Source organism: Dyadobacter tibetensis Y620-1 (assembly GCF_000566685.1).
GTDB lineage: Bacteria > Bacteroidota > Bacteroidia > Cytophagales > Spirosomataceae > Dyadobacter > Dyadobacter tibetensis.
The window spans coordinates 698427-710914 of the sequence record NZ_AZQN01000002.1 but is presented as its reverse complement, the minus strand read 5'-3'; the positions used below and the strand labels follow the sequence as shown (position 1 = coordinate 710914).

10 protein-coding genes are annotated in these 12488 nt (G+C 43.6%); 7 read left to right on the top strand and 3 right to left on the bottom strand.

The window, feature by feature from the left end; translation table 11 throughout:
- Positions 1–2 precede the first annotated feature (2 nt).
- The 3 genes from X939_RS0106585 to X939_RS0106570 all read right to left on the bottom strand — a co-directional run bounded on the left by X939_RS0106585 (position 3) and on the right by X939_RS0106570 (position 4435).
- Positions 3–1004 (bottom strand): aldo/keto reductase, encoded by a 1002-nt coding sequence (locus tag X939_RS0106585; RefSeq protein ID WP_025762473.1) that lies wholly within the window; start codon positions 1002–1004, stop codon positions 3–5.
- A gap of 71 nt (positions 1005–1075) precedes the next feature.
- Positions 1076–3022 carry a KUP/HAK/KT family potassium transporter gene (locus X939_RS0106580; protein WP_025762472.1) on the bottom strand — a complete coding sequence of 649 codons (1947 nt, stop codon included), beginning with the start codon at positions 3020–3022 and terminating at the stop codon, positions 1076–1078.
- A 93-nt stretch (positions 3023–3115) separates the two neighbouring features.
- On the bottom strand, positions 3116–4435 hold the full coding sequence (locus X939_RS0106570; protein WP_229236013.1) for an Nramp family divalent metal transporter: 1320 nt from the start codon (positions 4433–4435) through the stop codon (positions 3116–3118).
- 192 nt (positions 4436–4627) lie between these two features.
- Between X939_RS0106570 and X939_RS0106565 the strand changes: the two genes are divergently transcribed.
- From X939_RS0106565 to X939_RS0106535, 7 genes are all read left to right on the top strand, one after another.
- Entirely contained in the window at positions 4628–5290 is a 663-nt protein-coding gene (locus tag X939_RS0106565; RefSeq protein ID WP_025762470.1) for a metal-dependent transcriptional regulator, read from the top strand.
- Positions 5291–5303: 13 nt separating this feature from the next.
- Positions 5304–6380 (top strand): LptF/LptG family permease, encoded by a 1077-nt coding sequence (locus X939_RS0106560; RefSeq protein ID WP_025762469.1) that lies wholly within the window; start codon positions 5304–5306, stop codon positions 6378–6380.
- A 5-nt stretch (positions 6381–6385) separates the two neighbouring features.
- On the top strand, positions 6386–7315 hold the full coding sequence (locus tag X939_RS0106555; RefSeq protein ID WP_025762468.1) for a DMT family transporter: 930 nt from the start codon (positions 6386–6388) through the stop codon (positions 7313–7315).
- A gap of 121 nt (positions 7316–7436) precedes the next feature.
- Entirely contained in the window at positions 7437–8387 is a 951-nt protein-coding gene (locus X939_RS0106550) for a glycosyltransferase family 2 protein (protein WP_025762467.1), read from the top strand.
- A complete protein-coding gene (locus tag X939_RS0106545; protein WP_025762466.1) occupies positions 8380–9792 on the top strand; it encodes a DUF6056 family protein in 1413 nt (470 codons plus the stop codon). Before X939_RS0106550 ends, X939_RS0106545 begins: the two co-directional genes overlap by 8 nt.
- Before the next feature lie 5 nt (positions 9793–9797).
- Positions 9798–11483: a hypothetical protein gene (locus X939_RS0106540; RefSeq protein WP_229236012.1), complete on the top strand. Its 1686-nt coding sequence runs from the start codon at positions 9798–9800 to the stop codon at positions 11481–11483.
- 56 nt (positions 11484–11539) lie between these two features.
- Positions 11540–12484 carry a glycosyltransferase family 2 protein gene (locus tag X939_RS0106535; protein WP_025762464.1) on the top strand — a complete coding sequence of 315 codons (945 nt, stop codon included), beginning with the start codon at positions 11540–11542 and terminating at the stop codon, positions 12482–12484.
- Positions 12485–12488: the final 4 nt, after the last annotated feature.

Below are 12488 nucleotides of genomic sequence, written 5' to 3'. Positions count from 1 at the left end.
TTTTATCTGGTAAGAGATAGTTCGTTTAAATGGCCATCGATGGTGGCCAGCTCGTCTGCCGACAGGTCGATGTTCATGGCTTCTGCATTTTGAACGGCCTGGCTGGCATTTCTAGCTCCTGCCAAAACGATAGTTATTCCTGGTTGCTCGGCTGTCCAACGCAACACCAATTGTCCTAGGCTAGCGTTCTTTTCCTCCGCAATAGGTCGAATCTTATCCAGAAATGCATTAATTTTCTGAAGATTACCCTCCTGATAAAAGGGTAGCTTGGCGCGGTGATCGTTCTGCTCAAACTGATGCCCGGCCTTAATTTTCCCCGTTAGCAGGCCACGTTCCATGGGGCTATAGGCCAGTATACCTTTCTTTGTTTCGAGACAGTAGGGAATTGTATCTGCTTCAATATCCTTTCTCAGCATACTGTAAGCAACTTGGTCTGATACTATATCTACATACTTTGAGGCTTCCTTAAGCTGCTCTACATTATAATTACAAACACCCGCAAAGCGTACCTTACCCTGTTGGATAAGTTGATCAACCGCCTCCATTGTCTCCTGTATGGGGGTGGTACTTTCAGGCCAGTGAATCTGGTATAGATCTATATAATCGACTTTCAACCTGCGTAGGCTGTCCTCACACTCTTTAATAACACTTTCTTTACCTGCATATTTATATATTTCCAGGTCATTATTATCATTGTCCTTACTATGCATGGCGAAGTCTCCCTTTTTTAGATCCCAGCGCATGCCGTATTTGGTTAATATCTGAACTTTATCTCTTGGAATATCGCGAATGGCTTCTCCAACTATTTCTTCGCTCAAACCCTGCCCGTATACAGGAGCAGTATCGATGGAGGTTACACCAGCATCATAAGATTTTAGGATCGACTCTACCGCCTCTTTTCTTTCTGTACCTCCCCACATCCAGCCGCCGGCGGCAAATGCACCATATGTAATTACTGAAAGTTCTAAAGAGTCGGACTTGTTACTTAATTTTCTGTATAGCATCGTTTTTACTTTTAGTCAAAAAAGGTTTTCAAAAATTTAACAGGTAAAAAAATGTATGCCAATAGAAGATTTTAGCTATAGATTCGTTTAAGCTTGATGTTTTCTACGGGTCTAATAATCAGTGGTATTTTTTCGATCTTCACCGAGCTGCTGTCAAGGCCAAACCATTTGTCTTCAGGTGTAGTAAAATCTTTGACGAAGAAATAGGTTTTCATCACCAGCTGTTCCACGAAAGGCAGATCGTTCTCAAAGGAGAGAAACCGCTCTAATACTACAAATCGGAAGTCACCAGTGATATTTTGTCGGTTCAGTGATTCGTACCTACTGGTAATATCCACCTCCTTATTAAGTACCATATCTTCTACTACCTTTCTAAAAAACAGATTGATACGCTGCTCTACCCGAAATCCAAGCCGGAAGTTAATTTTAATAATATTATCGTCTGTGTCTTCATCTGAAAGTACTTTATATTCCATGGTATAGGGATCGTCCGTTGTATCCACGTGAATAAACCAGTAGACATCAGCACGCTTGGGACGCTTTTGAAAAATAGAATAGATCACTTTCGTTTCAATTTCACTCGGTTTAGACGCATTGGTCATAAATACCAGGTGAGTAGCATATTTGGGTATACTGATGTCGCGACTTAACTCATGCAGGGCGGGCAGGAAATTCTCTAACTTGGTATATTCTGTTAAGCGGAGTTTAATATAAAAGGCCTTTAGCCACACAGTCATCAAGGATGCTACGATTGTAGCGATTAAAATGGTAAACCAGCCACCATGCGAGAATTTAAGTAAGTTAGCTCCCAGGAAAGCGCCTTCTATGCTGAGGTAGAGTACCAGAAATAGCAGCACCAGATATATATTTACCTTTTTGATATAGAGGTAATAGGACATCAGCAAGGTGGTCATTACCATAGTAAGGGTTATGGCCAGGCCGTATGCCGCTTCCATATTGGCCGATTCCTCAAAATAGAGGACGACTGCCATACACCCCAGCCATAAGAGCCAGTTGATACTCGGGACATAAAGCTGACCTTTCTGGTCGCTCGGGTATACCAGACGAACTTTTGGCCAAAAGTTGAGACGTATGGCTTCGGAAATAAGGGTAAATGAACCGGTAATCAGGGCCTGGCTTGCAATGACGGCGGCCAGGGTGGCAATACCTACCCCCGGTAAGAGCCACCAGTCGGGCATCACTTCGTAAAAAGGCTTCCGTCCTGCCAGCTGAGTACCAGTCTGAGTAAGCAACCAGGCACCCTGGCCGAGATAATTAAGGATTAATGCGCTTTTCACCATCACCCAGCTAACACGGATATTGCCTTTGCCGCAATGCCCTAAATCGGAATAAAGGGCTTCGGCTCCGGTAGTACATAGGAATACAGCTCCCAGCATCCAAAAGCCACCCGGGTGCTGTGTTAGTAATGTGTAACCATATAGCGGGTTGAATGCCTTAAAAATTTCAGGATGCTGGATGATCTGGCTGATGCCCAGTACCGATAACATAGAAAACCAGATGAGCATTACCGGACCAAAAGCCCTGCCGACGACCTTGGTTCCAAAGGCCTGTATTAAAAATATAGCCGTTATAATGGTTAGGACTATCGGTATGATTTGGATATGGGGGTAAATAATTTCCAGCCCTTCTACCGCTGAGGAAATGGATATCGGAGGGGTGATGATGCCATCTGCCAGCAAGGTACTACCTCCCAGGATAGCGGGAACAGTTAGCCAGCGGGCGTGCTTCCTGACCAGGGCAAAGAGAGCAAATATACCTCCTTCCCCCCGGTTGTCGGCCCTCAGGATAAGAATAACATACTTTACGGTGGTCTGCAGGGTGAGCGTCCAGATGATACAGGATAACGCTCCAAAAATAATTTCTTCTGAAATAACTTCGGTTCCAATGATAGCCTGCATCACATAAAGTGGGCTGGTGCCAATGTCTCCGTAAATGATACCAAATGCTACGAGTAGGCCGGCGGCCGATACTTTATCGATTTGATGCTTAGATTCCATGCACGATAGTTGATAATGGGGGCGAAAGTTAGGAAACCATATGCAAACAAAGTAATCGATGCCGGAAAATTAATTCTATACATTCAATATCTTCTATAATAAAGTAATAAATAGCAAATATGCGTTCAATCCCATGATGATTAGCGAGATGATCCAGCTTAAATATTTAAGGGCTGTTGAATTGGCAAAGTTGCCCATAATCCGTTTGTTGGAGGTGAAAAGGACTAATGGCACCACAGCAAAGCTCAATTGCAGTGATAAAATCACCTGACTAAAAACGAGTAATTCGGTCGTAGCCTTTTCCCCGTACATAATAGAAACTACCAGAGCGGGGATGATGGCTATCCCTCTTGTGATAAGTCTTCTCATCCATGGCCTTAACCGGATTCGTAGAAAACCTTCCATAACGATTTGTCCTGCCAGTGTACCCGTTAGAGTGGAGCTTTGTCCGGAGGCTAATAGGGCCAAGGCAAAGAAAATACTGGCCAGGCTGACCCCTAAGATAGGATCGAGTAGGTGATAGGCATCGGTGATATCGGCCACATCGAAACGGCCAGTATTGTGAAAAGCTGCAGCGGCAAGTACTAATATGGATCCATTGATGAAAAAGGCTAAACCCAGAGAAAGTGTAGAATCAATGGTGGCGAATTTTATAGCCGATTTTTTTCCTTCATCGTCCCGGTTAAACGCCCTGGTCTGTACAATACTACTGTGTAGGTAAAGGTTATGGGGCATTACTGTGGCCCCAAGTATGCCAATGGCAATGTAAAGCATGCCCGGATTGGTAACAATCTCAGATTTAGGAATTAATCCTCCAGCCATTGCGGATATGGAAGGCTGGCTAACAAACATTTCATAAGCAAAGCAAAGCAGAATAAGGCCCATCAATCCAGCGACGATACTTTCTATGATCCGGAATCCACGTTGTTGAAAGTAGAGAACGATGAGTACGTCGAAAACGGTGAAGATAACACCGACTGGCAACGGTAGTCCAAATAGCAGGTTCAGGGCGATGGCCGAGCCGATCACCTCCGCCAGGTCGGTAGCAGCAATGGCTATCTCGGCTAAAATCCATAGAAAAAATGAAACCGGACGTGAGTAATAATCTCGGCAGGCTTGAGCCAGATCCCTGCCTGTGGCAATCCCCAGCTTAAGAGAAAGATGCTGAAGTAGCATGGCAAACAGGTTCGAAATCAGTATGACAGAAAGAAGGGTATACCCGAATCGCGAGCCTCCTTCAATATCTGTAGCCCAGTTGCCTGGATCAATATAACCCACGGCTACTAATAATCCGGGGCCGGCAAATGCTCTCAGTTTTCTCCAAAACCCTGCTCCTTCTGGTATGGCTATACTCGAATGAACTTCTGGCAGGGATAAATGGTAATCGCTGTTTTTTTCGTTAGTACTAGACAAAGAAATAAGAATATATTTGTGTGAAATACTTTTTACATCGTTCAAAACCAGCTAGAGGACTACTTGGCTTATCGAAAACAAAGATATATAATTGTTTAAATATATTTTTAGGCAAACCTAAATTTTTTTAATTCTAAATAGTAAATAGTACTTTTGCGTATTGCCGCTTTTTAGAGTACGGTTAAGAATATGATGCAAAATTCTTTCACAGAAGAAAATTACTTAAAAACGATACATGCACTATCGGGCCGGGATGGCCTCGATGTGAGTACCAATGCCTTGGCTGAGAGCACCGCTACTAGAGCGGCATCGGTCACCGATATGCTTAAGAAGCTAGCCGATAAGGGACTGATTAATTATAAGAAGTATCAAGGTGTTACCCTGACTACTTCAGGAGAGAAGGTTGCACTAAGTGTGATACGTAAACATCGATTATGGGAGGTATTTCTGGTAGAGAAGTTAGGATTCGGCTGGGATGAAGTCCATGATATCGCCGAAGAACTGGAACACATCCCTTCTGACATACTGGTGGAGAAATTAGATGCCTATTTGGGCCATCCGCGATTCGATCCGCATGGCGATCCCATTCCCGATGCGAAAGGGAATTTACTGGACCCCGACTACCGCTTGTTAACCGATATACAGATAGGAGAGAAAGTTCTGATGATGGGGGTATTGGATCACGCAGCGTCCTTTCTCCAACATTTGGACCGATCGGGTATTACCTTGGGTGCAGTTTTGGAGGTAAAAGATATTAATGAATATGATAAATCCGCCTCCATTATAGTGAATGGGGATCGGACGATTTTTATAAGTCTGGAGGTTTCCAAGAATTTACTCGTTCAACGCCGCTAAGACTTAGCCAACCATGAAAATACTGGATCGTTACCTGATCAAAAATTTCCTTATTACCTACATTTTCGTTGCCTTCGTCATTGTATTAATCATTTGTATGATTGATTACACCGAAAAGGTTGATGATTTCTTAGAGAAAAAGGCTCCGTTGAACGCCATAATATTCGACTATTATATGAATTTGATCCCTTACTGGATCAATTATATCAGTCCTTTAATGGTGTTTATTGCTACGGTATTTTTTACCTCCCGCATTGCTGCGCGCACCGAAATTGTGGCCATGCTAAGTAGTGGGATAAGTTTTATGCGAATTTTGCTGCCTTATATGATCGGGGCCACCGTACTGGGTATAATCACATTTATACAGGTGGGTTGGATACTACCATTAGCTAACAAAGTCCGTAACCAGTTTGAGAAATCCTACGTAAAAAGCGAGTTTTACTTTAGCGGGCGCAATGTGCACATTACAATCGCCCCAAATGTATATGCCTATCTGGAAAGTTATAATAATGCTACCAAGACGGGCAATAAGTTTACAATGGAAACCGTGGAGGGCACTGAGCTCAAACAAAAACTTGCGGCGGATAAAATTGTTTGGCAAGAAGATAAAGGTAAGTGGTTGCTTCAAAACATTCAGGTACGTACACTAGATAGCCTGAACGAGTCCATAAGTTATATGGCCGATCAGGACACTACCATTAATCTCTCGCCTAAAGACTTCGAGAGTGATTATAATCTATTTGAAACCTTCACCTTACCAGAGCTTAATGCTTATATAGACTTGCTTAAAAGTCGTGGGGCTGACGGCCTGGAAGTGTACCTGATCGAGAAGTATACTCGTTTCACCCAGCCGTTTGCCATATTCATTTTAACTGCCATAGGGGTGATCGTTTCGGCTCGAAAAAGCAGGAGGGGGGTAGGTTGGCAAATTGCCCTCGGCTTTATGTTGGCTTTTATATACATCCTCTTCTTTTTGTTGTCAAAAGGAGTAGCCGAAGCAGGTACTATCAACACGCTTCTTGCGGTTTGGCTGCCCAATATTGTCTTTACCTTCGTGGGGATGATCCTCTATAAAACCTTACCGCGTTAGTTTTCATGCTCGATTCCGGGAATATCAAATCCTATCTTCATCTGCATTTATTGGTGCTAATTTGGGGATTTACAGCAATTGTGGGCCTTATGGTGTCCATTTCACCCGTTGTGCTCGTGCTTTATCGTACGGCCATAGCTGCTCTGGGGCTGGGAGTGATAATATGGGTAAGGAAAAAGGACCTGCGCTCTGTAAGTCTGCGACAAGCCGTCCGGATGTTGCTGGTTGGCGGGGTATTGTCCGCTCACTGGATCCTTTTTTTTGCCTCTGCGCGCGTTTCTACTGCCTCTGTTTGTTTGGCAGGTATGGCTACGGCTTCCCTTTGGACAAGTTTGCTGGAGCCCCTGGTCTATCGCAGGCCTGTTAAAATCCTCGAGGTAGGGCTGGGAGTTTTGGCCTTTTCAGGTTTGTATCTGGTATTTCGATTCGAATTTGATCATGCCCTCGGATTGGCACTGGCCTTAACCTCGGCCTTCCTGGCGGCCTTATTTACAGTTGCCAACAGCAAAATGGTTCAAAGCCAGTCGGCCATATTCATTACCTTCTACGAAATGCTAGGAGCTACCCTGTTTTCTTTGGTATTTGCCCTACTGGCGTTTCAATATCACTGGACGGTTAATCCAAGCCTGTTTCCCCAGTCAGGTGATTGGATATGGATACTGTTTCTTGCTTTGATCTGCACCGTTTACGCGTCTACTATGATGACTCAACTGATGAAACAGTTCTCGGCCTATCTGGTCAACCTTACAATCAACTTGGAGCCTGTATATGGCATTACGCTTGCCTTCCTTTTTTTTGGAGAGAAGGAAAAAATGACGGCAGGGTTTTACTTGGGGACAGGAGTCATTCTACTGGCCGTAATTCTTTATCCGGTATTCAATCGCATTCAGAGACGTAGATCGAAGTTACAATCTGACAAGGAACTTGGGTCTTAAACGTCTGATAGTCAGAGTATGTCATTATGTGTCCAATGCGTATTTATAATTCAATCAGCATAATACTTAAATGGATCGGACATATCTTCTATTTTTGCGCAACAAAACAATCTAACACACGATGCCTGCACCACGACTGCTCTTAGTAATACCCTGCTATAATGAGGAAGCGATCCTGGAATTGACTTATTCTACTTTGTGCAATTATTACAGGGCTATTAAGGAGGCCGGCATGATCGCTCCGGAAAGCAAATTTTGTTTCGTCAACGATGGCAGTCGCGATCAGACCTGGGAGATCATAGAAAAACTGTCGAAACAGGATGAACAGGTGATCGGGGTGAAGCTTTCCAGAAACTTTGGCCATCAGAGTGCTATTATGGCCGGGCTGGAGAGTCAGGTAGAATCTTTTGATTGTTTTGTTACCATTGATGCCGATTTACAGGACGATGTTCAGGCCATCACAGGAATGATCGAAAAATACAAAGAAGGTGCTCGGATCGTTTATGGTGTCCGCTCAGATCGAGGCACAGATAGTTGGTTCAAAAGAACGACTGCTGAGGGGTTTTACAAGGTTATGCAAAAAATGGGTGTACCCGTGGTTTTTAACCACGCCGACTTCAGACTCATGGACCGCCGCGTTTTGCAGGAGCTAGGTAATTTTCGGGAGATAAATCTATTTTTACGGGGCGTAGTCCCTCTCATTGGTTTCAAAAGTGAGAAGGTCTTCTATTCCCGTCTGGAAAGGCAGGCAGGTGAGACCAAATACCCCCTGAGTAAAATGCTACTCTTCGCCTGGAATGGAATTACTTCCTTTTCTACCTTTCCCATGCGCATGGTTTTATATTTTGGCGTTTTTAACTTTATAATTGCTACCAGCATCCTTACATATATACTAATTTCTTATTTGGCGGGTTATACAGTACCCGGCTGGACTTCCACCATGCTGCCACTTGCTTTTTTTAGTGGCTCTAATATGGTCGCTATAGGTCTGATTGGGGAATATATCGGTAAAATTTATGAGGAAGTAAAAGGTCGCCCTCGATACATCATTGATAAAATTGTGAATGAATAAATTATATAAAAAATACAGAATAGTAGGGAATTGGATTAATGTTGCATTAATGCTGATCGTTCTGATCCCCCTGCTGATATTGGCACGTTATAATCACCCCTCACCGGCCGATGACTATTGTTATATTGATACGGTTTTTAAGTATGGCTGGTTAGAGGCTATGAATTTTTACTATTCCGGCTGGACAGGGCGCTATTTTGGGATCTTCCTCAATCATAGCAATCCCCTGCTCTTCCATTCGGTGACAGGTTTTCGTATACTGTCTGCCCTTCTGATTCTTTCTGTAATTGCCTCATTATATGTCCTGGTGCGGCACCTTACGCCCACCTTGTCACGTTTGGCTCATCTGGGATTCGCGGGTGTAGTATTTTTCTTGTATATCCTTAAAATGGCCTCTATTGTGGAGGCCTATTACTGGATGGCAGCTTTTGTAACTTATACTATTCCTAACGTCATGACCCTGGTCTGGATCGTGTTGGCCTTACGGTGGTACCGACAAGACTCCGTGGGCCCCCGCCGGATGTTAGCAGCAATAGCGGGATTTTTGGTATTTGCCGTAATCGGTAGTAGCGAGACCAACCTCCTGGTTATGGTCTTACTCATCGCGAGCTGGTGGTTGTACAAGCTCATTTATACTCGGAAGGTGGATGGTTTTATGGTAGGGATGCTAACAATAGCTGCTATTTCCTGCTATTTCTTCTTTACTTCTCCAGGAAATCAGGCTCGTATGGGTGGAAACCCCCTGGGTGGTGACCTGGTATTTTCATTAGTATCCAGTTTCGAGAAATTCGCCAGTTTGGCCTTCGACTGGATCTTTAAATCACCATTATTATTTTTCACTTTAATATGGTGGTATATACTTGCAAAGCTTTCGGTAGGGGCTCGGAATTATTTCGATATGCCCATCTGGATAGCACTCCTGGTGTACATAGGGGTAGTTACGGCGCAACTTTTCCCATCCTACTATGGGGTAGGCATCGAGCCCACCCCCAGGGTAATCAACTGTGTTTACTTCTTCTTTATTATTGGCTGGTTTTATGTGGCAGGGGTCATGTTTCATCAGTATAAAGTGCGCTCTGGTGCAATGTATGAGTTTACTGAGACCCGTTATGCAATCTTATACGGTATCTTATTGGTTATGGTAGGGCTATCTTTTTACAGAAGTAATAATGTGAAAATTATATATACGGATATACTGAAAGGACGAGCCGCTGCTTTTGACCGTGAAAATAATGAGCGTTACGCGCTACTGACCGAATCAAAAGAATCGGTATTATACCTGCCAGCTCTTAGTGTACGTCCACAAACGCTGTTTGTTGAAGATATTAAGCCAGAAAGTGACCATTGGTGGAACAAATGTATGGCTGGGTATTTTGGAAAAAAAGCTATTTACGTGATTGAATAAATGTGTTGACCAAAAATAAAAATATTTCCGGCCTTCCGGCCTTGCTTCCCATTTTGGCTTGGCTATGGGTCATTGGCTATTATTCTGTAGACGTACCTTGGTACGACGATTTTGACCCATTCCCCGATTTTTTGAGGCACTGGATAGAACAGAAGAACTGGAGTGAGCGACTCGGCTTATTGCTTCAGCCCAATAATGAACACCGCATGGTGATAGGCAAACTAATGGTATTGCTCTATTACGGACTGACTGGTGAGCTAAGTTTTACCTTTCTTCATTTTGCTGGAGCTGCGTTTACACTGGGGACCTGTTATCTTTTCTGGCTTTCTTTTAAGAATTTACAGTTAAAATGGTGGTATTTCTTGCCGGTAATATTACTCCTTTTTCAGCTGGAACATCACCTGGTTTACCTTTGGGCTATTTGTAGCCTCCAGCACCAGCCGGTAGTCTTTTTCCTTTGCTTATCGATGTATTTATTATCAAAAGATAGGTTAGTGGGAGCAATATTGGCTGCTATCTGCGCCAATTATGCTATGAGTAACGGAATATTCGTATGGGTAGCAGGTGGTGCAGTTCTTTTCTTACATTCCGATTATAAGAAATTGGTAGTGTGGTTATTGGCTGCAGGTATATCCATCTACTTGTATTTTTACGGGCTCAGCACAATGGGAAATGAAGCGAGCCTGATTTATCTCAAAGAATACCCACACCTATCTATTTTGGGCTTCTTTGCCTTTTTAGGAGGGCTGTTCGATTTATTCCCAAATCAGATCATACAAATCCGTACGGCCCTACCAATCCTAATGGGTTTCCTGATTATGATATGGATCAGTCGCTGGGGATGGGCCATCTTGCGGCGTTGGTTCGAGCAGAACTTTAAATCCAAAAATTCCAACCAATTACCAGGATTACCCCTTACCAGTTTTCTGCTAGGTATTATGGTATTTTTATTGGCCAACGCATTGGTCATTGGTCTGTTAAGACCGCGTTTCGGATTTTTTGTGATGGTAGTAAGCAATTATAAGATCTATCCGGCCTTATTCTTAATGGTGGCGTACCTCTCCTTACTATCTGGGCCTGCTACCCTGGTCTGGAGAAAACGTGGAATGATTTTGAGTTTTGTACTAAGTATTTTCATTTGGGCGCTCTCATATTATAGTTACCTTCCCGAAATAAGCGAGCGGAGTAAATATCTTACTGTGAATGGTTGGAACCAGAAGCATAATGGTTTTGGGCTAGGACACGTACCTTATTCCGAAGGAGCCGCCTACGTGGATACCCTGATGAAACAGATGGTAGCGCAACAAATCTATTCCTATCCGAGTGCAACAGATCGTGTGGCGAATGCCGCAGCTACCATAGTGCAGCCCTTACCGGCTTCTATCGACATAAAGCTAGTCGAACGCCCTGCTGAGTTGTTGCTGACAGAATCTAATCAGGTCTATGATCTTGCAAAAGATCATGGTCAATATGTTTTCCTTAGAAATAAGGATAAGACCTTCTTATTTAAAATGAATCAGAATCTGTATCAGGGTCGCAATCCTTTAAGAATCTATGACCGAGGACTATTCCTGACGATTCCATTGGAAAATATGTTGCCAGGAGAATACGAGGTAGGGTATCTGGACCTGGAAGGTACCCACGCGGAGGGAGGGATCTTAAGGAGGATCATCATCCCGAATAGAAACTAAGTTTCGTTAATGAACGGAAAACTGTATTTTTACCCGATATACATAAAGCTATAAGATTGAAATTACCTCAGATATCGATTGTCGCACCACTATATAACGAATCAGAAACTTTTCCGATGCTGGTGCAAAGGCTCAATGCGCTCATGGATACGAGCCCTCTGGCCATAGAAGTAGTGCTGGTCGACGACGGGAGCAAGGACGATACCGCAAGCCGGATTCGTCAGTTGGCCCTTACCGATGACCGTTATCACGGCGTGTTATTATCTCGCAATCATGGTCACCAACTCGCCCTTACAGCAGGAATTTCGGCCGCTAGAGGGACCGAGGCCCTTTTCGTGATTGATGGAGATCTTCAGGATCCCCCCGAGCTGTTACCCGAATTTTATAAGCTTCTTCTGGAGGGTAATGATGTAGTCTATGCTGTTCGTAAAAAACGGAAAGAAGGCTTCGTAAAACGCATGGGCTACCACTGGTTCTACAGAATTCTGCGCTCTATTTCCTATGTTGACATCCCTTTGGATAGCGGAGATTTCGCCCTGATTAGCCGACGGGTTGTAGATGTGCTCAACAAAATGCCAGAGGAGAGTAGGTATTTGCGAGGAATGCGTTCCTGGATCGGATTTAATCAGACCGGATTTGAATATGAAAGGGATGCACGAGCAGCTGGAGAGTCGAAATATAGTTTTAAACAATTATTTGGCCTTGCCTATAATGGAATATTTAATTTCAGCGAGTTTCCTATAAAGTTTATGAGCCGGACCGGTGCCGTAGCCATTACTATTTCCCTCATCTATTTCCTGGTTGTAGTAGCCAAGAAACTATTTTTTACTCAGGTAATCGAAGGATTTACCGCCCTTTTATTCGTTATCATACTCTTTAGTGGGGTGCAATTATTGGCTTTGGGCATCATAGGAGAATATGTCTTAAGGATTTTCTTCCAGTCCAAACAGCGTCCCTTGTTTATAGTTAAGGAAGAAATTGTAAATCGCGAGTATATCTGAAACA